This window comes from Paenibacillus sp. SAFN-054 (assembly GCF_051966755.1).
In the GTDB taxonomy this organism is placed as follows: Bacteria; Bacillota; Bacilli; order Paenibacillales; family Paenibacillaceae; genus Paenibacillus_AQ.
Genome location: NZ_JBQCKS010000004.1, coordinates 266786 through 290475 on the forward strand (window position 1 = coordinate 266786; position 23690 = coordinate 290475).

18 protein-coding genes and 1 riboswitch are annotated in these 23690 nt (G+C 54.6%); of the genes, 3 read left to right on the forward strand and 15 right to left on the reverse strand.

Annotated features, from left to right (window positions below; translation table 11 throughout):
- Window positions 1-33 precede the first annotated feature (33 nt).
- Complete coding sequence (locus ACTHPM_RS19905) at window positions 34-927, reverse strand: AraC family transcriptional regulator (RefSeq protein ID WP_440397034.1); 894 nt, start codon at window positions 925-927, stop codon at window positions 34-36.
- Window positions 928-965: 38 nt separating this feature from the next.
- Window positions 966-1703, reverse strand: a complete 738-nt coding sequence (locus tag ACTHPM_RS19910; RefSeq protein WP_440397033.1) for a phytanoyl-CoA dioxygenase family protein — start codon at window positions 1701-1703, stop codon at window positions 966-968.
- Between the two features lie 214 nt (window positions 1704-1917).
- Between ACTHPM_RS19910 and ACTHPM_RS19915 the strand changes: the two genes are divergently transcribed.
- The gene (locus tag ACTHPM_RS19915; RefSeq protein WP_440397032.1) at window positions 1918-2595 is read left to right on the forward strand and encodes a response regulator transcription factor; all 678 of its coding nucleotides are present in this window, start codon (window positions 1918-1920) and stop codon (window positions 2593-2595) included.
- Entirely contained in the window at window positions 2592-3977 is a 1386-nt protein-coding gene (locus tag ACTHPM_RS19920) for a sensor histidine kinase (protein ID WP_440397031.1), read from the forward strand. Before ACTHPM_RS19915 ends, ACTHPM_RS19920 begins: the two co-directional genes overlap by 4 nt.
- A gap of 119 nt (window positions 3978-4096) precedes the next feature.
- On the opposite strand, the gene ACTHPM_RS19925 is transcribed toward ACTHPM_RS19920, so the two are convergent.
- The 7 genes from ACTHPM_RS19925 to ACTHPM_RS19955 all read right to left on the reverse strand — a co-directional run bounded on the left by ACTHPM_RS19925 (window position 4097) and on the right by ACTHPM_RS19955 (window position 13129).
- Window positions 4097-5008, reverse strand: a complete 912-nt coding sequence (locus ACTHPM_RS19925; protein WP_440397030.1) for an SDR family NAD(P)-dependent oxidoreductase — start codon at window positions 5006-5008, stop codon at window positions 4097-4099.
- 125 nt (window positions 5009-5133) lie between these two features.
- A complete protein-coding gene (locus tag ACTHPM_RS19930; protein WP_440397029.1) occupies window positions 5134-5724 on the reverse strand; it encodes a TetR family transcriptional regulator C-terminal domain-containing protein in 591 nt (196 codons plus the stop codon).
- Between the two features lie 76 nt (window positions 5725-5800).
- Complete coding sequence (locus tag ACTHPM_RS19935; RefSeq protein ID WP_440397028.1) at window positions 5801-6043, reverse strand: hypothetical protein; 243 nt, start codon at window positions 6041-6043, stop codon at window positions 5801-5803.
- Window positions 6044-6054: 11 nt separating this feature from the next.
- Window positions 6055-7383, reverse strand: coding sequence for an MATE family efflux transporter (locus tag ACTHPM_RS19940; RefSeq protein ID WP_440397294.1), 1329 nt, complete (start codon window positions 7381-7383; stop codon window positions 6055-6057).
- 323 nt (window positions 7384-7706) lie between these two features.
- Entirely contained in the window at window positions 7707-9911 is a 2205-nt protein-coding gene (locus ACTHPM_RS19945) for a FecR domain-containing protein (RefSeq protein WP_440397027.1), read from the reverse strand.
- Window positions 9912-9930: 19 nt separating this feature from the next.
- The gene (locus ACTHPM_RS19950) at window positions 9931-11460 is read right to left on the reverse strand and encodes a stalk domain-containing protein (protein ID WP_440397026.1); all 1530 of its coding nucleotides are present in this window, start codon (window positions 11458-11460) and stop codon (window positions 9931-9933) included.
- Between the two features lie 238 nt (window positions 11461-11698).
- A complete protein-coding gene (locus ACTHPM_RS19955; protein WP_440397025.1) occupies window positions 11699-13129 on the reverse strand; it encodes an NAD(P)/FAD-dependent oxidoreductase in 1431 nt (476 codons plus the stop codon).
- A 63-nt stretch (window positions 13130-13192) separates the two neighbouring features.
- A riboswitch (purine riboswitch) is annotated at window positions 13193-13292 on the reverse strand.
- A gap of 267 nt (window positions 13293-13559) precedes the next feature.
- Between ACTHPM_RS19955 and ACTHPM_RS19960 the strand changes: the two genes are divergently transcribed.
- The gene (locus ACTHPM_RS19960) at window positions 13560-13967 is read left to right on the forward strand and encodes a VOC family protein (RefSeq protein ID WP_440397024.1); all 408 of its coding nucleotides are present in this window, start codon (window positions 13560-13562) and stop codon (window positions 13965-13967) included.
- Between the two features lie 77 nt (window positions 13968-14044).
- Here ACTHPM_RS19960 and ACTHPM_RS19965 read toward each other — a convergent pair whose 3' ends face one another.
- The 6 genes from ACTHPM_RS19965 to ACTHPM_RS19990 all read right to left on the reverse strand — a co-directional run bounded on the left by ACTHPM_RS19965 (window position 14045) and on the right by ACTHPM_RS19990 (window position 23689).
- Complete coding sequence (locus tag ACTHPM_RS19965; protein ID WP_440397293.1) at window positions 14045-17170, reverse strand: GAP1-N2 domain-containing protein; 3126 nt, start codon at window positions 17168-17170, stop codon at window positions 14045-14047.
- Entirely contained in the window at window positions 17170-18432 is a 1263-nt protein-coding gene (locus ACTHPM_RS19970) for a hypothetical protein (protein ID WP_440397023.1), read from the reverse strand. The genes ACTHPM_RS19965 and ACTHPM_RS19970 overlap by 1 nt, the downstream gene beginning before the upstream one ends.
- A 28-nt stretch (window positions 18433-18460) precedes the next feature.
- Window positions 18461-18634, reverse strand: coding sequence for a hypothetical protein (locus tag ACTHPM_RS19975; RefSeq protein ID WP_440397022.1), 174 nt, complete (start codon window positions 18632-18634; stop codon window positions 18461-18463).
- A 635-nt stretch (window positions 18635-19269) separates the two neighbouring features.
- Window positions 19270-19914, reverse strand: a complete 645-nt coding sequence (locus tag ACTHPM_RS19980) for a beta-mannanase (protein ID WP_440397021.1) — start codon at window positions 19912-19914, stop codon at window positions 19270-19272.
- 19 nt (window positions 19915-19933) lie between these two features.
- The gene (locus ACTHPM_RS19985; protein ID WP_440397020.1) at window positions 19934-21214 is read right to left on the reverse strand and encodes a VWA domain-containing protein; all 1281 of its coding nucleotides are present in this window, start codon (window positions 21212-21214) and stop codon (window positions 19934-19936) included.
- Window positions 21215-21253: 39 nt separating this feature from the next.
- Window positions 21254-23689 carry a transcription initiation factor TFIID gene (locus ACTHPM_RS19990; protein ID WP_440397019.1) on the reverse strand — a complete coding sequence of 812 codons (2436 nt, stop codon included), beginning with the start codon at window positions 23687-23689 and terminating at the stop codon, window positions 21254-21256.
- Between the last annotated feature and the right edge of the window lies 1 nt (window position 23690).

Below are 23690 nucleotides of genomic sequence, written 5' to 3' on the forward strand. Positions count from 1 at the left end.
CTTCATGCCGGTTTCTTTGTATTCCAGCATTGTTTATGTATGCATTATATCATCTTGGCCATGCGGCAAGTCAACGGACTGGAAACGTTTTCTGCCGCGCAGCTCCCGGGGCGTGCGGTTATACTTCTTTTTGAAAGCGCGCTCGAAGTGATTCAGCGTGCGGAATCCCGAGGCATAGCATACTTCCGTCACGGGCAGCTCCGTCAGCTTCAGCAGCGAGCAGGCGAATTGAAGCCGCTGTTCCTGCAGGAAGATCTGGAAGGGCACGCCGAGCTGCCGGCTGAAGCATTCGCTAAAATAACCCTCGGAAAGTCCCGCATGCCTCGCTACATGATGAAGCGTCAGCGCTTCCCTGAAATGATGCTGGATGAACGTAACGGCTGCCCGGATCGAGGGATGCACTTGCCCTGCCCCCGGATATTCGTGCCCGTCCGCGCCTCCTTCCCCCATGCGTGCCAGATCGATAAGGACCCGCTCCAGCGCTCCCTGAGCTACCCAACCGCTTCCCGGAAGTCCCTGTTCGCTCTCTTCCCACATCCGGTCAAACTCGGCGCGAAAGGCCGTCCACCTCTTAGGTTCCAGATCGTACACCCGTACACCGGAGTTCTGGAACAGCCACTGGAACAGCTCCTGCCGAAGCACATGCTGGGTGAATACCACATCGTATAACACGATGACGCTGCCCGGATCGGGTATGATCTCATGAAAATCGGCCGGTGTCACGAGGAAGAGGCTTCCCGGCGCAAGCCGCAGGCTTTTGCCATTCAGGACATGCACACCCGAGCCTTCGAGCACAAGCGCCATTTCGAAAAATTCATGCCAATGCACTTCGATCGCGCCGTCAATCCGGTGCCTGAAAATGCGAAAGGGATCGGACTCGGACAAGTAGTGCTCATTCATGAGCCGCTTCGGCTGATGTTCGTCCATGCATCCTCCCCCTTTCCTTTTTTCGTTCCTTCTATGGCTTACGCGTTGACGAATGGACTCCCGGCAATGTCCTTGCCGCGGGCCAGCCAAATCCGAAAACCCGGATTATTTTCCGGTATGACCTTCGCTTCCGTGGAAAAATAACGCATCGTGTATCCGCAGCGGCGATATGGGCTTGTATTCGGCTGGGCGCCGTGAATAATGCGTGAATCATGCAGCGAGCATTCCCCGGGCTCCAGTTCAAAATATACGGCTTGGGATTCGTCCACACCCTTAATTTGGGTGGAGAAAGTATTCACCTTGCCATCCACGTCTTCGTAGTCGGAAAAACCGTTGTCATGTGTGCCTGGAATGACGCGCATACAGCCGTTCTCCTTCCAGCTGCGGTCGATCGCCAGCCATACGGTCACGATTTTATCAAAACGGTCGAGGCGGCCCTGCCAATAGGCGGAATCTTCATGCCAAGGCGTCGCGCGTCCCGTGTAAGGATCCTTGCAAATAAAATGGCTCGACCAGAGCCCGATATTCGGCCCGATGATCGGTTCGACCAGATCCAGCACTTCGTCGCTCATCAAAAAATTCAACAGGCGTTCATCCCGAAAATGCGGGGTATCAAGCTCGTCGGACAGCTTATTTCCCTTTTCGGCCAGCTGTTCCTCGAAAATTTGCTTCAGCTCGGTGAATCTCTCGGGGCTAAACAGCTGTTTCTTGTATAGTGCATATCCGTCTTTACGGTAATCCTGAACCTGTTCCATTGTCAACTTTGCCTGATTCATACGCGTTTCAACCTCCCGGCGGGATGTGATATTTGTTACACCTCTAATGGTACGCAAAGCGCCGAAGGCCGCGCTTCGTTTATTGCCGGGAAAAGTGTGCATATTTTCGGATTGTTGCCACGAACCCTGCACTCTAACCACGTGTGAACAAGCCATGTTTACAGGTATAATATACATAGTGACGAATGACAACGGACAGGCAGGAGTTGACCTCATGATTCATATATTAGTCGCAGATGATGATGTACATATTCGGGAGCTGCTCAGGCATGTCCTGCAGCATGAAGGATACGCGGTGGTCGAGGCTGCTGACGGAAACGAAGCGGCCGGGGTGCTGTCCCGGGAACAGATCCACCTGGCGGTGATCGATGTCATGATGCCGGGCAAGAACGGCCTGCAGCTGTGCAGCGAGATTCGGCAGGACTACGGGATTCCCGTCATTTTGCTGACGGCCAAGGATCAGCTGCCCGACAAGGAAAAGGGGTACACGGCAGGCACCGACGATTACGTGACCAAGCCTTTCGAGCCCAAGGAGCTGGTGTTCCGGATCAAGGCGCTGCTGCGCCGCTATCAGATGGTGAATGCGCAGGTCATCCGGCTGAACGATACGGTGATCGACGCCAAAAACTACATGGTGCATTGCGGGGACCATATGTTCATGCTGCCCATGAAGGAATTCGAGCTGCTGACGCAGCTGGCCAGCTTTCCTGATCGCACCTTCAGCCGAGAAGAGCTGATATCGCTGATCTGGGGCGCGGATTTCGAAGGCGACGACCGGACGGTCGACGTCCATATCAAAAGGCTGAGGGAGCGCTTCGCGGAGCTGACCGATGATTTCAGCATCCGCACGGTGCGCGGCGTCGGCTATAAACTGGAGGCGGCCAAAAAGTGAAATCGCTGTATATGCGGATCGTCCTCACCACGATCGCCGTCATGATGCTGAGCAGCGTGCTCGCGTTCGTGGCGGCCAATATCTTTTACCAATACGAGCTTAAGCCCGTAAATGACAGCAAAGTCACGAAGGTGGCAGAAAGCATCAAGCATTTCTACGAAAATAACCCCGTCCAGGAACGGGAGCCTTACCTCGAAAATATAGGCACGCTCGGCTATCAAATCTATGTCGCGGACCCCCGCGGCAGCGGCTCCTTCTACGGAGGGACGTTCCGGAGCGAGGATCTCTCGCCCTCCATCGTCGAGCAGGTACAGGCAGGCGAGGTATACCACGGCATCAAGCATTTCCCTTCGAAGGCGTTCATCACGGGATTTTTTGATAATACGCTGATCAATACGATCGGCGTTCCGCTCCAGAACGGGTCTGAGACATATGCGCTGTTCGTGCGGCCCAATATCGATATGCTGTTCGGCGAGCTGCATATTTTCCTGGCGGTCATCGTCGTGCTGATTATTCTGCTGAGCATTGTGCTTGTTGTGATCAGCACTCGGTTTATCGTCCATCCAATCACGAAGCTGACCGAAGCGACGCGCCTCATCTCGCAGGGAACCTACCATTTGAAGCTGAACGTGAGCCGCAAGGATGAGATCGGACGGCTGGCAAGCCACTTTTCCCAGATGGCGAAGGGACTGGAGCAGCTTGAGGCGATGCGCCAGGAGTTCGTATCCAACGTATCGCATGAAATCCAGTCGCCGCTCTCCTCCATTCAAGGCTTCTCTCAGACGCTGCAGTCCGGCGAGGTAAACGAGGAACAGCGGAAGCACTACTTGTCAGTCATCGAAAGCGAAGCGCGGCGCATGTCGCAGATGAGCAGGCAGCTGCTCATGCTCGCCTCGCTGGATAAGGAAGATGAGGCGCTCGAGAAGACTGTCTTCAACGTCGCCGACCAGATCAAAGAGGTGCTGATGACGACCGAATGGAGCTGGCGCGAGAAGGAGCTCGCGTTAAACGTGCAGCTGCCCGAAGTGAATATCACCGCGGATCAAAAGCTGATGCATCAAGTCTGGGTCAATCTGATGACCAACAGCGTCAAGTTCACCCCGGAAGGCGGCATGATCTCGATCCGTCTGCATCAGGACGAGCATCACTGCTACGTCGACTTCAAAGATACGGGCATCGGCATTTCGGAAGCGAATCTCCCGCATATCTTTAACCGCTTCTACAAGGCGGATAAAGCCCGCAGCCGCCGCGAAGGCGAGACCGGCAGCGGGCTGGGGCTTGCCATCACGCACAAAATTATCACTATGCACGGCGGATCGATTACGGTGGAAAGCCGGGAAGGTGCGGGCACTGCGTTTCATATTACGCTACCCAAGCTGTGACGCGGGCCCTTTCACTCCCAACCGGATGATCAGGCAGCATGAACTCCGAGCCAACGGATGATCCTGGAATCCAATCACAGGGTGAACAACACGCTGGCGCGCAAGTCACCATTGGTCGTTTACGTCGCACTCGTCGTATCTGCCACCGGAGTCCCCGGCTTCCCCTTGAGGCTGGCCTCCCTGGAGATTCGGCACACCAGCCGCATCAGCTTACGGTGCAGCGCCGGAAACAGGATGAAGAAGACGTCCATGGTGCGGCGCATCGGCATCGGACAGATAACGGCCTCATGACGGTGAATTTTGGCAAAGGCAATCTTCGCGAACTGCTCCGGACTCATCGACTTTTGCTTGCCCACCTGCTCGTTGATCTTATCCTTGTCCATGCCGACGGCATCGGCTGAGGCATAAATCGGCGTGTCCACGAATGCCGGGCATAATGCGCTGACATGGACGCCGTAAGCCTCGGCTTCATAATGCAGCGAGGTGGTCAGCCCCACGACGGCGTGCTTGGTGGTCGCATAAGCGGAGGTCATCGGCGCCGGTCCGAGCCCGGTGGCGGAAGACGTGTTCACGATATAGCCAAAGCCCTGCCGCTTCATCAGCGGATAGGCCGCATGCGTTCCGTGGATTGACCCCCACAGGTTGATGTTCATGATTTTATGCCACAGCTCAAGCGACATGTCGCACAGTTCCCCATACATCGCGATGCCGGCGTTGTTGAACATGTAGTCAAGCCTTCCGTAGGTGCGGAATACCCGGTCAACGAGCTCCTGAACGGCCTCGGCGCTGCTCACGTCCAGTTTTTCAAAATGGGCTTCGCCCTGTCCAGCCGCTTGGATTTGCCGAACCGTCTCCCTGCCGCCTTCTTCATTGATATCCGATACGATGACGACCATCCCCCGGGCTGCAGCTTCCGTGCATAGCGCGCGCCCGATGCCGGATGCTCCTCCCGTGATGATTGCTATTTTCCGATCGCTTGCCTGAAGTGTCGTCTCCGCTGCCCCATCTGCTGTCGTCCGTTGATTTTCCATAGCCGTTTTCTCCCCTTCTGAATGTGATCGATCGATTGGTTTTCATGTGGATTGTCGTGTATGCAATTAGAACTTTTAGAACAATCGTTCTAATGTGAATGGCGGAAAGCACGCCGGAACAGGAATTACCTTTTCCGTATGCCTCCCACAAATATGGTCACCGACTGCTGAAACAAACGCTGCAGCGGCTCCCCTTCCATCGTAAGCGTAAACTGGCACAGCGTCCCCATCCAGCTGCCGAACAAGAGCGTCGTCTCCTCCACGTTGTCGATGTCGAATTCTCCGCTCGCCACCCCTTCGCGAAAGATGGCCGCATAGGCAGCCATCGGCGTGACGGCCAATCCCTGCAGCGCCTGCAGCGTCTCGGGCGAAGTGTTCGGATTCATCGCGAGCTCCTGCCCGACCGGCAGCAGTGGCGTCTTGTAGTTGTTCATGACGAAATGGGCCATGCCGTACAGCTTCTCGGTCGCCGTGTTGTACGAGCCTGCAACCGCCTGCCACTTCTCGCCCCAATGCCGCATCGTCTCCAGGGACAGGTGCACAAAGAGCTTTTCTTTATTCTCGAAATGGTAATAGATATGCCCCTTGCTGAATCCCGATTCCCGCGAAATGTCCGCGACCGACGTTCCGGCAAATCCCTTCTTGGCGAACAGCTGCGCCGCCTTCTCGGCGATGACCTGGCGCGTTTCCTCGCTGTTGTAATGACGTTTATTCACACAAAACCCTTCCAACTTTTCAAGCTTTGAAGCTCCTTATTTGAACGATTGTTCTATTCTGAGTATATTTCAAATTTTATCCATCGGCAACCGGAAAGGTGTAACGATTCTGTGTCGGGCCTACATGAAGGGATGTCCCCTCGATTTGCATCGCCTTATCCCATTGAACAGACTTTTCTCCTTTAAAAAAAGAAAAAGCAGCTGCGCGGCAGGCCTCGGAAAGGCCAACCTTGCGCACTGCTTTACCTATATTTGAAGCCGGTACCCATGCCTTAGGAGAATCAGGCAGGTTCACCCGCTTTGTTCTTCCGGACTTCATGAAGCACGGCCCTACTGGACCAGGCTCGTAATCCGTTTGTTTTTCCAGGAGAACCAGTAATACGAATACACGAGTATCATGCTCACGATAAATGCCGCCGGATAGCCCAGCCAGATGCCGCGGATGCCCAGACTCGTATGGTAGGAGAGGTAGTAAGCAACAGGCACCTCGACGCACCAGATGGAAATGACGCTGAAAATCATCGGCCACAGCACGACGCCGCTTGCGCGCATGGTCGCCGCGATAATCTGCACATGCCCGAAAATCAGGTAGCTCCACAGCGTGATCACCAAGAGCTGATGGGCGATATCCAGCGTCTCGGGGCTGGTGATAAACCAGGACAAAATATTTTTCGAGAAAATATAGATGGGGATCATCAGCAAGGCGCCAATGATATAGTTCAGGACGATGCCCGCACGGATGACTTCCTTCAAACGGCCATTCTGCTTGGCGCCGATGGACTGCGCGGCCAGGACGGACACCGTCATGCCCAGGCTGATTGCCGGCATCTGCACGTAGCTTACCACTTGGTTCACAGAACCGTAAGCCGCTGTCGCATTGGAGCCGAACCGGTTCACAAACACGATCACTGCAATTTCGGATAGCGATACGAGAATCATGCTGACGCTGGACGGTATGCCCAAGCGGAGCAGCAGCTTCAGCATCTCTTTATTCATGCCCAAATGCTGGCGAACGGACGCGTCCAGGCGAAGCGGGCTCTTTTTCCAGTGTGTGTACATCAAGAGAAGAATGAACGTAATGACGGTCGAAATCAAATTGGCGTACGCCGCTCCGTAAATGCCGCATTCCGGCAGGCCCAGCCAACCGAAAATCAGGACCGGCAGGAATGCCAGATTCAGCACTGTGCTGACGATCAGGGAGTAAAAGGGCGTTTTGGAATCCCCGGTTCCCCGCATGAATGTCGTATAGACCATATACAGGAACATGACCGGCAGGCTCCAGAACATGATGCGGGCATAGTTCACGGTAACATCCATAATATTGGACGGCGTACCGACCATGCGCAAAATATCTTCCGTGAAAACTCCGCCTACCACCGCCAGCACGATGCCGAGCAGAAAGGTAAAGGTCAGCGTCGTGCCTACGATCGTTTTCAGCTTCTCTTCATTGCCCGCTCCGAACGCCTGACCGATCAGGATGGCGCTGCCCGAACCGATCCCGATCACGAACGACACGAGCAGAAAAAAGAGCGGGAAAAAGGCGGATATTGCCGCCAGGGCGTCAACCCCGATCCAGCGTCCGACAACGATCGTGCCGACCAGCTGGCCAACGGACTGCAGGACATTGCTGAGAAGGAGGGGGATCAGAAAGGCGATCATGGCGCGGTACACGCCTGTCTGGACTTGGGAATTCACCTGGGGCGACGCACCAGGCCTTCGGGAATCGGCCGCATGCTCAGCGGCTTGATGGGACGAACTCATGTAAACATCTCCTTTTGGGCCTATCGATGAACTAAAGAAAGACGGATGGACGACAAAATACTCCTTAATTCATTTTTAATAGACAATTATTTTATGTGTTTGATAATTACTTAGACATTATATTTTAATGTTTATTAAAATTCAATATATAATAAAAAATCCGGAAAGAAATATTCCTCCCGGATCTTGATCTGCTATGAATCGAGCTATGCCACGAACAATTATGAAGTACCTTCAGGAGCTTTAATGGAGTAATGATAACGGAATGGTTCGCCTACGTATGTCGGCTCGCTTTCGCCTTCTTCGCCCCTAATAAACCACCGACCGGTCAGGTCATATTCCCCGAGTTCCGGCATGAACCACACGAGCTTGAAGCCTTCCTCCTCCGTCTGATCCCCTTCGGCTACAGGAGCGTTCAGTTCGATCATCCCGTCATCGTCACTTACACTGTAGCCGATGATTTGACCGCGGTATTGCAGCTGAAAATGCTGTCCTGTCGCTGCTTCGCTGTTATTCTCCTCGACTTTCCGAAGACTCAGCTCCAGTCGCAATTTAGCAGGATCCTCGCTCGCTGGGGGTGCCAATTCGTGTTCCAACCTATCTTGACCTGCGCTACCCTCAATCAGGGGATACCCTTTTACGTTAAACGAGCGCGTGTAGGAACCCAGGGACGTTTCCGTTTCCCCGGCTTGAATAAGCTCGATCTTAAAGGTGTATTTGGCAGGCGTGCTCCAGATGGTGCGAAGAGATATTGGACTTTCCGCCAGTTCGCGAAGCGTGAAAGGCTTGCCGTCGTCATCGAGGGTTACGCCATCGGCGCCAATATTGCCCATGAGGTTTTTGTCTCTATACGTATAGTAGTAACCAATGCCCTCAAAGCTGATATCCCGATCCGGTGTATAGGTCACCTTCACCTTTACCTTCGTGTCCGGATCGATCTTCTCCGAGGTAACGGTAAAGTCCAGGTTATGATTCTCTCCAACCATACGCTCTCCCGTAGGATCTCCTTCAAAATTCAGTTTGAAAGCCAACGCTTCTACAGGAGGATTTACCGGCGGACTCGGTGTGTAGTCTCCGCCCGATGAAGGGCTTGGCGAAGCTGGCTGCGGCGCGGAAGCCGGTTTAGGCTCCATGCGATTTTCATCCTGCTTTCGCTTTTCCTCTTCCTGCGCGAACTGCTTTTTCTGCTCATCCGTCAGCTGCTTCAGCAGCTGTTCTTTCGCCTTGTTTGCCGCTTCCTCCTGCGCCTTCTTGTTGGCTTCTTCTAGCTTCTGCTTCTGCTCTTTCAGCTTGTTCAGCTGATCCCCCAGCATTTTTTGTTTCAGCTCTTCCTGCTGGCGCTTCTTCAGCTCTTCTTCCTGCTTTAGCTTCAGCCTCAGAGCTTCCTGCTGTTTCTTGGCCTCATCCAAAGCGTCCTTAGGCAGCTCGAATGCAGGGATATGATTGAGATCGATCTGCTTGGAAGGATCTTTGATCTGTTTGTTGGCCTCATCGATCATTTTTTGCAAATCGCTATTCGATATCTTCCCTTGTTCCCCTGCCTGTTTGGCGATATTTGCGATCAACGCATACAGGTTCTGCATCATTTTCGAAAGATCTTCCTGATTTTTCAGTTGAAGCATAGCGTTCTGCGCTTCCATCGCACTTTCCATATAATTGTTTATCATTTGTTGGAGCACTCTCTCGTTTTCTTCATTGATCGCCGCCATGTTTTTCAATATAGCCTGAATGATCTCGGGCGACGCGGATGATACGATCGTGGAAGGATCCATATAGGTTATCTCCGGCCGCTCCATGGGCCCTGGAACGGAAGGCAAAGAAATTTGCTGGCCGGGATAAATCAGTACACTGCCGGATGGGTTAATCTGATTGCTCTGATTGCTTTGATTGCTTGGATTGCTCTGCGGGATTGCCTGCACGACGCCTCCGGCAACCATTACCGTAGACTGCCCTGTGACCGGGTCTACATGCACGTAAAACTGGGTCCCTTTAATCTCCAGCTTTTGGTCCGGAGGGCTAAGCTCAAATACATCCTTGGACCGGGTAAGGTCATGGACCTCCGTAAAAGCCTCACCGCGCAGCAGCTGCAGCTTCGTGGCCGAGTGCCCGCCCGATTCGTTCAGCAGCAGCACGGCAAGTTCGCTATTGGCCGCAAGCGTGATTTGATCCCCCTCATCGGGTATGGATAGCGTGATGCCGCCGTTACCGCTGATAATGCGGTCCCCGGCTCTCAGCTCCATGCCTGTATAAGCACGGATTTGCTTGGCCCCGCCATGGCTGATATATGCCGTGCCTTTGATTTCGCCGATGACAATCACGCGGCCATCTGCGGCGGAAGCCGAAGCAGCGCCTCCAAAAGCCGACAGCCCGAGCAGAAGCGCGGCTGCCGAGGCGGTCATTTTAACGCTTAAATGATTCCTTTTCATTCTCATCCTCCTTATCCCCCTACTTATCCCGAATCAGGATGACCCGCTGGGCCTGCAGCCATTCCGTATCCTTGCCGAGACGATCCGCCAGCAGGCGAATCGGAACATAGAACTTATTATCACGCGTATAGGTTCCGGCTGCCGCTTCGAGCACAACTTGATCAGTCCCTTGCTGCAGTACGATCCCGTCTTTGCCAATGGTGGAAACCGTATAACCCAATTCCGCAGCAGCATCTCGCAGAGGCACCATGGACACGCCGTTATTCGGCTCGATCCGGGTCGACAGCCACCGGGATTCATAAGCTATAGCCGTCCCGGTGTTCGGGCGGTTTGCCGGCAGATTTACCATACTCCAGGTACGGGTTCCATTGCCCGTAATCCATCCGCTTAATCCGTCCGCAGCCACACTCACGCCTTCCGGATGATCCAGCCTTGCGCTTTTTTCTGTGCCGTCCGCTTTGCCCGTTTCGCCCTGAAGCGACCCGAGCAGGGTATGTACTTGGCCGTCCTTCATCACGCGAATGACGCCGTTGTGGGAATCCGCTACATACAACTGCTGCTGCTCCTGAACCCAAGCGATGCCTTTCGGGAAACGGAACTGCGCCTGAAGTACCGCTCCATCCTGATAACCGCCCTCGGCGTAGAGGGCCGCAGCGTTGTTCACGTAATCCGGATTCACTCTGCCTGCGATCGTCGTCACTTTGTCCGCGCTGAAATCGATATACCGGATCACCTGATTGCCCGTATCGCTGACGAACAGGTTCCCTTTGTCATCCAGCGCCAGTCCGGAGGGCTCATTGAACAACGCCTGTGCCAGCGCCCCGTCCCGGTAGCTTCCGGCAGCGGATACCACGCCCGGGTAAACCTCGGCCGCGCGATCAGAAACGGCATTTAGCGTGCTTACCTCGCCACTCGCCGTTATTTTACGAATCGCATGGTTCAGCGTATCCGCGACGTAGACCGTGCCGTCTTTGGCGACCGCCACATCTTCTGGAGCCCGAAAGCGCGCTTCTGAGCCCTTTCCGTCCTGTAAGCCCTGTACGCCGCTGCCTGCAATGGTTGTTACCTGTCCCTTCGTGTCGATCCTGCGGATCGCATGATTCCCCGAATCAGCGACGTAGACGTTCCCCTCAGCGTCCATGGTCATACCCATCGGCTTGTTAAAATAGGATTTGCCTGCCTCACCATCCCAGAAAGACCCCAGCGGCCGGCCTGCCCCATCATAACCAAGCGGAAGCTCGAGTCCGGCGAAGATCGATTTCTGACCGTCTTTGATGCTCCATATCACATGATGAACCGCATCTGTCAGCAGGACGCTACCATCCGGTCTTGCCAAGGAGCGCTCCGTGATCCGCCATTCCTGCGGCATCAGATCCAGCCCGCTGCCCGTTCCGGAGGCGGTCGGCAAGTCCGGCAGCGTTTTCACATCTGCCCATGCTTGTTCCGGGCGGCTCCCCTCTCCCAAAACGGCTGTTGGCGCACTCAGTGCCAGCAGCAGCGAAAGGGCGGCAGCTCCTGCCCCTATTTTTCGGCTTCGTTTTTTCTGCAATTCGTTGTCCTCCATTTTCTTAGAATTCCGATCCCTATAGTCCGTTCTAGATGCTAGATAAATCATATATCGGATGTCCCACACGAAAAAGTAAATAATTCCTATATATGTTTGCAATGAATTTAAAAAGCTTAAATTTTTTCGTTTTTTGTGCAAACTTCGACATGAAGCCAAAAAAGGCCCGCCTTAACAGCGGACCTTTAATCAATTCTATGTTAACAAGATAATCGCTGTCAGCTTACAGCGATTCGGCGATGCCCCGGGCAATCCAGACGCCGGCGGCTCCTGCTTGGGCAAGGCCGCGGGTAATGCCTGCACCGTCCCCGCCGCAATAAAGTCCGCGGATTTCCGTCTCCAGCGTCTCGGACAGCTTCGGACGGGCCGAATAGAATTTCGCTTCGACCCCGTAAAACAGGGTATGCTCCGAGGCAATGCCCGGCGTAACCTGATCCAGGGCCTGCATCATTTCGACAAGGCTCTTCATCGTGTTATATGGCAGCACCAGTCCCAAGTCTCCAGGTACGGCTTCCTTCAGCGTCGGTTCCAGGAAACCTTCCTTGATCCGTGCTTCCGTGGAGCGTCTGCCGCGCAGAATGTCTCCGTACTTCTGGACGATGATGCCTCCGCTGGATAAGTCATTGGCCCTTTTGCAAATTTCGCGCGCATATTCGTTCGGCTTGTCGAACGGCTCGGTGAACTTATGCGATACCAGCAGGGCAAAATTCGTATTGTTCGAGCCGAGCGCCGGATCCTTGAAGGAATGGCCGTTGGCAGCCATCGCTCCAGTATGGTTCTCTACCACGACGTGGCCGGAAGGGTTGCTGCAGAAGGTTCTAACCCGGGTGCCCACCGACGTGTTAAAGATGAATTTGCCCTCATAGAGATGCTCATTGATTTCCTGCATGACCACGTCCGACGTTTCCACGCGGACCCCCACGTCCACCTGATTGTTATACATTTTCAGGCGGCGCTTTTTGAGAATCGAGGTAAGCCACCCCGATCCGTCCCGGCCGGGTGCAATCATGATCCGATCCGCCTCGTAAGTCTCCCCGTTTTTGAGTACGATGCCGTGTACCGTATGGGTACTGCCGTCCTTGGTCGTCACGATGTCCTCGACTTCGGCCTTAAACATCATGTCGATGCGCGTTTTCAAATGCTCGTATATGGATTTCAGGATTTCGAGGTTTTGTTCCGTGCCCAAATGCCGGACCTGCGCTCGCAGCAGCTTGAGTCCGGCAGCATAGCCGCGCTGCTCAATGCCGCGGATCACGTCCGTCGTCGGATCGGTAATATTCGTCGTTGCGCCATGCTCCAGATTAAGCCCATCGACATAACGGATCAGATCGATCACTTTCGAGGGTGACAGATAGTCCGTCAGCCAGCCGCCAAACTCGGTGGTAATGTTGAACTTCCCGTCACTGTAAGCGCCGGCCCCGCCGAAACCTGCCGTAATCGAGCAGGCGGGCACGCAGCCGGCAAATTCCTTCCGGCCCCCGGCAGGAGGACACAATTTGATTTTGTCCTCTAGTATCGGACAGCTGCGGCGGTATATATCATGCCCCTTATCCACCAGCAGCACCTTCAAATGCGGCGCCTTCAGCGCAAATTCATAACAGGCAAAAATACCGGCCGGACCGGCTCCAACAACAATGACATCGTATTTATTCATCATGAACCTCCTGAAAATGGTGAGTGGTTTGCACAAAAAAAATCCCTGACAAGTGAATAGGTATGCCAATAGCAGCCTATTCGTAGCCAGAGATTTACGGTCTCTTGTAGAAACCCTCAAACCATATCAATGAGGATATACGAACAATAACCAACATATAATCAACAACACAGGTAAGTTTACCGGACAAAAGCGAATAAGTCAACATGATCACAAATAATAATTCGTGTTTAGCGGTAAAATAATTAATATAGGAATAATAATATATTATTTTATAAGAAAAAGACGAACATTACTTCAAATAAGCTCAATGCTTGCGATCAGAGCGTCACGGCGCCCCCGGATCATTTATCCTTGAATTTCGCTCCGGCCTTGATTACGATGAATGCGTTACCAATTCAAACCAAGACCCATTACAGGAGGTTATCCCATGATCAAACGAATCGGACATTTGGCACTCGACGTGGCGGATATGGAGCAATCCCTGCATTTTTATTGCGGCATTCTCGGCTTCAAGAAGGCATTTTCTATCGAAGATGATCAAGGGCAACCCTGGATTGAGTACATCAAGATCACCGAAGGCCAATTTATCGAGCTCTTTTATGGCGGGCAAAACAAGCCGGAGCGCACCGACCACCCGATCGGATTTTCGCATCTCTGCCTTGAAGTCGACAGCATTCAGCAAATTGCCGGGCATTTGAAAGCATCCGGGGTCACGCTGGATGTCGAGCCGATGCAGGGCAAGGATCACAACTGGCAGTGCTGGGCCAAGGACCCCGACGGCAACCGGATCGAGTTTATGGAAATGCATCCGGATTCGCCGCAGATAAAGGCGTAGCAGCACAGATAAAAAAGAAAAAGAGTGTCCCTCACCGCATTTTGGATGAAGGACACTCTTTTGGCGTTTCGGCCTGATTATTTTTTACCACTATCCTGCGTATTGTTCAGATTGCTATCCTGTGTATCATTCGTGGCAGCGCCTCCCGCATCGCCCTCCGTGGAGCTCTGCGAATCGTCCAATGAGCTGTCCGGGGGCGGTGTCTTGCCTAGCTCGTCTTCCGGAATGATCGTATACGCCACGTTATCCACGAGGACCTTGTCCACTTTGGAGGTATCCAGCTTCTTGATGAGCTTGAGCGTCACCGTACTGGTATAGGCCTTAGCTCCATCCAGCTCGTCCGGGGATGTGCCTCCAGCTGCGTCGCTGCCTGAATCGTTTCCTGCAGCCGCTTCATCCGACGATGCTCCGCCTGCGGCACTCGTTCCTTGGGCATCGCCGCTGCCTGCGCCGTCAACAGCACCCTCGTTGCCGGTCGAACCGTCCTTCGCTGCGCTGCCATTCGTGCCTGCATCCGTTCCGCTGCCGGAACCTGCGCCTTGATCCTGGACCGGGTCGGCCGCGCACTGCTGAACGAATTTCGGCGTCGGCACCTCCAATATAATGCTTCCGTCTTTCCCCATCACGGTGACTTCATCCGCCTTAAAGTCACGGCATGCCGCCGGCTGCTTGAAGTGAAACACCAGCTGGGTCACCCGGGTTTTGTCGGCGTTCTTCAGCGTTTTGGAGGTAAGCACAGGTACTTCCGTCTCCTTTACCGGCTCAACCGGCGGTGCTACGGTTTCCTGCGGCTTTACAGCCTGGGCCGGCGGTTTCACCGGCTCCTCCTTCACGAATCCGCCGTTCGCCTTAATGACGATCAGCATGCCTCCGATCACGACAATGGCCAGGATAAGCACGGAGCTGAGCCGGAGGACCCTTGGATTGCCGCGCAATAATTTCACAAGCGGGGAAGCCTGCTCGCTTCTCACTTTGGCATAGACCGGCTTCAGTACCGGAGCTGCCGTATCAAAATATTTGCGGACATATTCTTTATTTCTGAAAGCGGTCGGATCGTCATTTTTAAAATAGTTCACGATCGCCGTCGCATAAGCCGGTACGAGTCCGCGCGGACGTACGAACGCTGGCTCTGCCGCCGACCATTGGAAAAATTCGTACACCGTTTCCGGATTCGGAGCATGCTTGTGAAGAAAATCCACCAGCCCGTTATAGTCCACCGCTTCCGTTTCCACATCATAATAAAAGGCCATCGTAATGCTCGGGAAGCGGGAAGGGCCAACCTCCAGCCGCAGCCAATTTTGCGCCAGCTTCTGTACCTCATCCCGCTCGGCCGGAGAGAGCTCCTTCAGAATGGAGAGCTCGGGCTGCGGATTCGAGAACCATTGATAGGCCGCCAGCATGACCTCGCCTTTGGAACGCGTGCGGGAATCGAACCTGGATATCCAGGATCGGAACTCCTTCGGTATGTTCAAAAAGCCGATTTGCAGCAGCTGTTCCTTCGTCAGCTTGTCCACCTGGATGTCCTTGAGCAGGAACAGGTTGGCCGCGTACATTAACCGGTCCACAAACAACGATCCGCCCTCCACCATAGCAAAACCATGATGAGGATCCTGATCAAGCTGGTCCAGCATGTCCAGCACCTGATTCACCGCCTTGACGGGCTCCGCTTCTTTGCGGAGCTTGTCCGCCAGCTGCGACTCCGCAAGCTTGGTGAAAAATTCGCTTTCCAGCACGACCGGATGGTTAAAGACCCAGCGATGCAGCAGTTCAACGACATCCCGCGCCTTCGGCGCCTTTTTCAACCGGTTCTCGATGTATGGATCAAAGAGCAGCCTTGGCAGCCCCGGACTTGCCAGTACTCTGCCAAAAAAGGCCCGGCTCAGCTCGGAATCGCTCTCGATCATCGCATAGATGGCTGAGAGAAGATCCTGGCGGTTTTTGGAGATGGCGTTATTCAACGTCCGGATAAAATATTCAACAATCTTCCGTTCGCTATGCTTCTTATCGATCCGGTAGTAGTCCTTGATGCATTCCATGACCTCCAAGTCCGGAATTTCGCCCAGCTTCACTAGGTCAAATTCCAGGTCAAAGCTCGCCAGGAACAGATCATTCAGGCGCATCTTGGCGGTGAGCGCTCCAGCTGGCGCCAAATAATCCAGCATGGCCCGCAGCACGGGCAGCTTGCCGCTCTCATACAGCTTCACATTGCCCTCTTCCATCTGAAAAAGAACCGCAAGCTCATGATAGCTGACAATCGCGATTTGGCGAATCGGCTCCATATCCTTCAGCATCTGCGCGGCGAACTGATAGAAGCGCTCTGCACGCTCCGGATTGCCGAGATTATCCCATGCAAAATCAAGATACGGCTGATCATCCCAATCGAGGTCGGCGTTAAACACCCGTCCTGCGGCCAGCTCGAACAGAAAATCCTTCTCGATGCTGCGGTCGTTCAGACGCAGGCCGCCCTTTTCCACGAAGGTGATCTGGATGCCTTTCTTACTCAGCGGCTCTTTCGCGTAGGTCACGAATCCGAGCTGACGGCGGATACCGTAAGGCAGGCTGGCAAAGAGCAGCGCCATAAGCTGTTTGGCCTTCGCAGACAGTTCTTCAATCGCCACATCCAGCACGATATAGACCTTCTTCTTGCCGGCCACGGACGCCATCGCCGCAAACAACAGCTGCTTGAACACCTGCTCATCGATGCGCAGTTCCTGCAGCAGGCCGAGCGCCTCGTCCCGTGTGAGGCTTCCGCTCCGCTCCCTGGAAGGAATCGCCTCCAGCTCCGGCAGCTCCATGCCCTGCTCGATATCATAACGTTCCGCAAAGGCAGCATTCAGCCATGCGAGATAATCCGTCTCCGGCGAATCCTTGAACTCCGCGGGAATCACGTAATTATGCGTAAAAAAGGCGCTGCGCAGGCCTGTAAAATCCGCCGGCTGGTACACGCTCCGGCCGACGATCGTCTCCCCGCCTTCGGTATGGATGACATGCAGCGCATCCGGATACTCCTGCCCTTCTTTCTCGGCACGTGCCATGAGCTCGGCCGGAGCATCGTAATGGCATAGCGGATGCAGCATTTTTTTGATGTAGGAAGGATCCAGTCCCGGTGAGCGCGCAATCGTATCGAAGCCCTCCGTCGTACGGAAAATGCCGCGGCGCTCGCGCGTATACATCTGCTGCTGGACCTTATTCGGGGTCAACATCACGCTTCGTCTCTCCCCTCAATATACTTCAATTTATACATTAGCCAGATGAACGGCTCATCGACGCGGATCGGGCTGACGACGGACTGCATTTTCTGGTTTACAGGATTGCTGCCCAGTGCCGATACCGCAAAGTATGCCGTATTGGAAAAGTACACGTCCATCGTGCCTTTGAACGGACGGTCGACCTTCTCGATAAAGCGGCGGATTTCGCCGTCGATATTCTCGAATTCCGTCAGGTTCAACGCTCTGCGGTGAACCATATTGTTAAACACGTTGCTGTTGGACTTGATGTACTCTCCATCCTCGTCCTTCAGGGAATGGAGCATATCGCTTTTGGTCAGCACGACCGCAGTGGGGATGTCGGTCTTGCCCTTATCCTCGTACGCGATAAAGTCGCCGAACATGGTCAGCACCACGTCGCGCGGCTCGTCATACTGCGACACCCATTCGCCCGGCTCGGCGCCCATTTGAATGCGGATTTTGTCGCGGATGGAACGGATTTGCAGCGGGTCGACCATGAACAGGATGCCCGCAGAGTTCTTGATATGCTGTCCGTGCAGGCCGAGGTAGTCCTCGTCCACCATGCCTTCGCCGGCGACGTCGAAGAACACCAGCGTAAGCGGCGGCTTCGTCTCATCCTTGAACACGAACTGGAAAATGAACGGCTCCTGCATCCGTTCCTTCTGCGTCGAAGCCAGCAGATCCCCGCGCTCGAACAGCGGCTCCTCGTACATCGTGCGGAACTTGCGGCTGATCTCCGCGTTCAGCGGCATGCAGGCCGCATTGAAGTGGTCTGCCGTCGAATGCTGAAGCGTATGGATCAGCGAGGTCATGTACACTGATTTGCCGACCTGGGAGGCGCCGATGATCGAAATGATATTGCTCGGCACCTTGCCGGAGGTCACCGGCAGCTCGTTATGGCATTTCGGGCACAGCCGGTGGCGCGTGACCACGCCGTAACGGTCGTTCAGTCCGACCAAGACATGGTCGGAATAAATATGATGCTCCTCCGGAATATCGCCTGGCCGCAGGATGGCCTCCATATCATATACCGAATCCAGACCAAAGCGGTCACGATAACGATTCAGCGCCTCGTCTTCCTGCAGCGCATAATCCTCATCGTCCTCGCGGCTGTGCGCCGCGCGGAATACGACCTCGTCCGGCGCGAATTTGCTGAAGCAGTACGGACATACAATATCGTAAAAAAGCGGCCTTGGCTCGGCCATCGTTTTCTTTTTGAACATATCGAAAATGCCCATGGGTTTCTTTCTTCCCCCTTAAAATGGGTTATGCATAGGAGGCGCTGCAGTGACGGATCATTCGTTCTTGCGTCCGCTGCGCTGCAGTGACGGATCGTTCGTTCTTGCGTCCGCTGCGCTGCAGTGACGGATCGTTCTTCCGATCGCTGTTGTCTCCAGATTTCTTGATTGAGTCCCTGTAAGGGGAGAAATCCGGAGACAAAGGCGAACGCTAACGCTTCTTCAGAACGATTCCGTCCCCTCCGCTTCGCTATGCATTTGGTTGTGGTATCTTTGAAACGAGTCTCAGAACCGACTCGTTATAAAATAAATAATTGAACTTTCATGGATGTATTTCTTAAAAGAATAGAACTTCAGGTATGGATTTGCTATGGACCCATTTTGACCTCATAAACAAACTCTATCATTCATCTTCATAACTATCTATTTATACTTCTGAAAAAGATAAATCTCTCGCTAAATTTCGAAATCTATCCAAGCGAACGCTGCCAGATTGGCATTAAGTAACCAGAGGCTTCCCGATTCCGCCCACAAGCATGGCGTATTCAATCTATTTCATCCCATTAACTAACGCTGATTCAATTTTAGAATCAGCCATCTCTAAATACAAATACCCTTAGGAATAGCGGGACTTCCTTTGAAGTCGCGCTATTACCAAATGGGCTCCAGCGGAGGAGGCGGAATCATTCTGGAGAAACGGAGTGTTCGCCTTTGTCACTGGATTCCTACCTATGAGTTAAGATAATTGGAATCCAGGGGCAACAGCGATCGGAAGAATGATCCGCATCCGGAGCGCTGCACCGAAATCGAATAACGCGATTTCAACAGAAGCCAGCGTTACTCCGGCACCAATTCATATACCTGCCCATACCGCTTCCCATCGGTAAAAAACAAGCGCACATAATCGTTTTTTCCCACCTCGATGACGGGGAGCACGTTGCGTCCGGCCTCGAAGTCCATCACGAAAGGATACATCGTGCCGTCTTCTTTGTTCGCCGGATAGCTTCCTTCCTTCTTCACGTAGCATAGCGCCTCTTTGGGAATCGGAATCTCCGTCGTTACCTTGATCTGCACCGACTTGTATTTCTGGAACAAACCGCTCTTCTGCCGGATGGAGAACCACACCTTGGCTTTGCCGGTGCTGAACTCCTTCCGGTTCTGCCCGTCATGCTGGCGGATCAGCGCCGGGCCGTCCTCCGTCTCGGTGGAGGCATATATCGTATACACAACTTTGCCGACGCCATCGATCCGGTCGTGAAAGCCGCTCGCGGCTTTGTACTCATTCCGGGTGTAGAGCCGCAGCCGGCTCATGTCCGGCCTTTGCGTCATCGGCATCGGCTCTTCGCCTGCCATGCTGCGCTCGATGTAGACCGCCGCAATATCCTCCGGCCAGCGCCAGCGGAGCGTACAGCGGTCTCCATCCAGCTGATGGGTTACGCCGCGAATGAGCATGGAGCTGATATCCGCATCGATGAATCTCATCCTTCATTCGCCTCCCGTATCAAAATCCTCTGCTGCTGTTGTTTTTCGGACGCCCCGCCATGCCGGCCTGCGAGCGCCCAGCCGAACCGGGACGCTGCAGTCCGCCGTCAAGCTTGCCGTTCTCCTTCACCGGAATGACCGCAGTGAAGAGGGCCAGCACGCCTGCAAGCACAAGGCAGGACAAGAAGCGAATCACCGGATCGCTTACGCTGCCGCCGGATAATCCGAACTCCAGCACGCAGCCCGCGAGCAGGCCGGACACCGCGCCCCCGACCCCAAAGCTGCGGGCCAGGTAGCGGTTATCGAAGATAAGTCCTAGCGCGAGGCCGATAGCCGCGCCGATGACGACCAGCGAAGCCACGCGCAGAATCAGATACACCATGCTGTTTTGCTGCGGTCCTGTCCGCTCGGTGACGAGGGTGCGCTCGCCTGCATCCTTATAAATTTTCTGAAACACCAGCGACAAATCGCCGGCATTCTGCACATCGTAGTATTGTCCGCCCGTTTCCTGGGCGATGGACTTCAGCAGGCTTGAACCGTCCGCCTGTACCAGGCTCAGTCCGATTGTGTTCACCTGCACGTTCTTTTGCTTGTACAGCGCCAGCGCCGAATTGAGGTCCACGTCGCTGACACCGTCGGAGAGCAGCACAACCATGGTACCGCGTCCCGCATCGCCTTCGTCCTGGATGTGCTGCATCGCATCCGACAACGCCAGGCTGATATTGGTGCCACCATCTGTGGCTTCGAGCGCATCGATCTCGCCGATCACTTGATCCTTGGCCGCCTGGTTCTTCACCCTCATAAATGGCTGCAGCAAATTCGTCTGATCGTTGAACACCATCACGGCCACCCGGTTGTCGCTATCCATCCGGTTGATCATATCCTTCGCGGCAGCGTACCGCCCGTCATCCGGGTCGGTCTGCTGCATGCTGCCCGAGTTATCGATGACGAGCGCGATATCCTTCACCGGCTTGGCTCCGCCCGCGTTGATTTCATATACGAACTCGAGACCCAGGCCGACCACGAACAGCATGACCAGCGTCGCCGGTACGAGCAGCTTCCATGACGTGCCCGTGTAGCGCTGTCTCCAGGATGGGCCGCTCAGCCGCGGCGACACGATCTCCGCGACCAGGCATCCAAGCCCGATAAACAAGGCCAGCAGGCCAAAGTACAAGCCGATCACGATGATCCAAGGCCAATCGCCGCCCCACTTATCCAGAATGATCTCCCCGACGGCAAAGCCGACGGCGCCCCCGATCAGACTGAAGAGCAGCAGGAGCAGATTTAATTTTCGCTGCATATGACATGCTTCCTTTCCTAAATGGGATCGAAGCTACTACTACCGGAGCTCCGGCAGCCGGTCGGCCTCAATGCCGTGGAATTCGTAGCCGTTCTGGACGTACGTTTCGTAGTAGACCCTTCCGTTACGGTAGTACATCAGGTCTTCCAGATGGAACCCGCCCATGATGTTCAGCTTCTCGACGCCGCTGCTGCGCTTCTCATGCACGACGCCCAGCTTGTAAATGCGCGAGGTTTCATCCGCCGACGCTGCATACCGGATAAATTCGCTTTCCGCATCGCCGAAGAAATAACGCTCCTCGTAGCGGTGCTCCTGCGTGTATTCCAGCAGCCGCACATTGATGACCGCGTTCTCTTCGAGCGTCCGGTACAGCTTCTTGAACAGCTCCTCTTTCGACAAGACCTGCCTGTTGCCGTATTCTGTCGTGACATTGGCACGATTGAGCAGCTCCTCTTCAAAGGTCTGGTCGAAGGCCTCCGATTCCAGAAGCTCCTTCCGGCATACCTCGATGAGGCGAGCAATAATCTTCCCGCGCCCTTCGTCCAGCAGCTCCGTGATGCTTCCCATATACCGTTCTTCAAAAAGGGCCTGCGGGCCGCGCCGGGATTCCAGATCGCTCATCAGCTCGGCCGTGACCACGCCGTAATACTCCATGATGTTCTGTCCGATATAATCGTCAGCTGTGCGAATGCTTGCCCTTGCCGCATCCAGCAGCACGCCTTGAAGATCTGTAAGCTCCAGCGCCTTGCGCTTGTACTCCGAATGAATCCGCCCAAGCTCCGCCTCGTAGCGGCGGTACAGCTTCAGCTCGGTTTCAAGGCGGAGAAGCTCCAGCTTCCGCTGGTAGACCGTATCGAAGAAGAACCGGATAAAGCTGCGGACGTTATGCTTTTCCATCAGCGGCCGCTTCGGAAAGGGCTGCTCTTCGACCCGGGATTCATAATCGCCTTCCAGCTGCGCCCGTTCGGAATCCAGATGCCCGGCCAGGTCGCGGATGCGCCCCTGCACCGCTTCGAGCACGCTGCCCGCGCCGCTTCGCTCATCGGTCCATTCGGCAATGCCGAAAATACCGATTCCGGATGAATCGCGAAGACGGTGACGAATGAGCGTACGCAGCTCCTCGCCTGCCTGCAGGCGTCCCAGGTTCTGCATCGCTTCCTGTGCATAATTGCTCTGGAAGTACGCTTCGCAGCCGCCGCCGAACAAGGCTTCCTCCGCTTCGCGCAGCGTCATGCGCTTTAAGCTTCCATAGCTTACCGGATGTGTCATCATGCCCGTCATCTCGGCGATTTTACCGCTGTCCGGAACCAGTCTCGCCGCCTTCTCCGATACGGAGGCAGGATCCAGGCCAAAGAAGGACATCTTCTCCTTGAGTCCCCATTCCGGCAAATGCTGCATGCGCTGCAGCAGGCCGCTGTAAAAGTGATACAGCACCGCGAGCGCAATCGACTCGTTCGGGCGCTTGACGCGCGAGAATCCGGCCGATACATAGCCCTGGCGTCCGGATTCGGCCATGATGTTATTTTTGAAGGACGTGTTGTTGTAGCCCCCGGTGTTCATGTCATAATGGCTTTCCTTTTGCTTCCGGTTCTTGAGCAGGCTGAGATGGCAGATGATCTCGTAGTTGTCGCGCATACCGCCGGAAGCGGAAATCCCCCGCTCGTTCTTATCGGAAAGCACATACGCCAGATCAAACAACGGAGCAGACGAATGCGTCACCGGGATGGACAAGCCGTCCTCCGTGACGTGAAGCTTTGCGGAGAAGCTGTAATCCGGGCTTTGCATCAGCTCCAGTTCTCTTAGGAAAGCGACGCCCGCTGAACTCCCGTATCCGAAAGCCTCCATCTGGTCCCGCTCGCTGATCAGCACATACAGATCCATCTGCACCGATTTAAAAGACTGGGCGAAGATCGACTGCGCCAAGAGCGAAATTTCGGGTATGAACACATTAAGCGGGTCGTCGACCCGCGTAATGACAGAGAGGTGAATACGGTCGAATGACGAATACAGCCGCCCGTAGTCTGCTATGTTGTAGCTCAGCTGGCGCAGCGCCCGGTTAAGCCCGTAAAGCTGGTCATCATCCCGGTAAAAGGATTGGTACAGCTCTTTGCGCAGCGTTTTGGCGTCATGGCCGGACGGCGTCGACGTCATCACAAAGCGGTTGAGGCGCAGCTCTCCAGCCAGCGTTTCCTGCCCGGAGATCGCACCCATTCGCGGTGATCCCGCAGAGACACCGGATCCGGCGGCATTCCCGTTCGCCGCTCCGGTTCCGACATGAAAATACATGACGCCTGCACTGTTATCCCACTTTTTATGGTTGATTCTCATCACAGGTTCGATCGCACCCGCCGTTTTATCCCCGATGAAGAGAAACACGGCCGGGTAATGAATGCTGCTCTGGTCATCTCCCTTACCCGACAGCTTATCCTGATCGGCGGCATAATCCGCGGCGAACCGTTCCAATAATTGATCCATC

Coding starts and splice junctions, on each gene's coding strand:
- ACTHPM_RS19905 (WP_440397034.1), bottom strand. CDS start 927: ATGGACGAACATCAGCCGAAGCGGCTCATGAATGAGCACTACTTGTCC.
- ACTHPM_RS19910 (WP_440397033.1), bottom strand. CDS start 1,703: ATGAATCAGGCAAAGTTGACAATGGAACAGGTTCAGGATTACCGTAAA.
- ACTHPM_RS19915 (WP_440397032.1), top strand. CDS start 1,918: ATGATTCATATATTAGTCGCAGATGATGATGTACATATTCGGGAGCTG.
- ACTHPM_RS19925 (WP_440397030.1), bottom strand. CDS start 5,008: ATGGAAAATCAACGGACGACAGCAGATGGGGCAGCGGAGACGACACTT.
- ACTHPM_RS19935 (WP_440397028.1), bottom strand. CDS start 6,043: ATGAAGTCCGGAAGAACAAAGCGGGTGAACCTGCCTGATTCTCCTAAG.
- ACTHPM_RS19940 (WP_440397294.1), bottom strand. CDS start 7,383: ATGATCGCCTTTCTGATCCCCCTCCTTCTCAGCAATGTCCTGCAGTCC.
- ACTHPM_RS19945 (WP_440397027.1), bottom strand. CDS start 9,911: ATGAAAAGGAATCATTTAAGCGTTAAAATGACCGCCTCGGCAGCCGCG.
- ACTHPM_RS19955 (WP_440397025.1), bottom strand. CDS start 13,129: ATGAATAAATACGATGTCATTGTTGTTGGAGCCGGTCCGGCCGGTATT.
- ACTHPM_RS19960 (WP_440397024.1), top strand. CDS start 13,560: ATGATCAAACGAATCGGACATTTGGCACTCGACGTGGCGGATATGGAG.
- ACTHPM_RS19965 (WP_440397293.1), bottom strand. CDS start 17,170: ATGTTGACCCCGAATAAGGTCCAGCAGCAGATGTATACGCGCGAGCGC.
- ACTHPM_RS19970 (WP_440397023.1), bottom strand. CDS start 18,432: ATGGGCATTTTCGATATGTTCAAAAAGAAAACGATGGCCGAGCCAAGG.
- ACTHPM_RS19980 (WP_440397021.1), bottom strand. CDS start 19,914: ATGAGATTCATCGATGCGGATATCAGCTCCATGCTCATTCGCGGCGTA.
- ACTHPM_RS19985 (WP_440397020.1), bottom strand. CDS start 21,214: ATGCAGCGAAAATTAAATCTGCTCCTGCTGCTCTTCAGTCTGATCGGG.
- ACTHPM_RS19990 (WP_440397019.1), bottom strand. CDS start 23,689: ATGGATCAATTATTGGAACGGTTCGCCGCGGATTATGCCGCCGATCAG.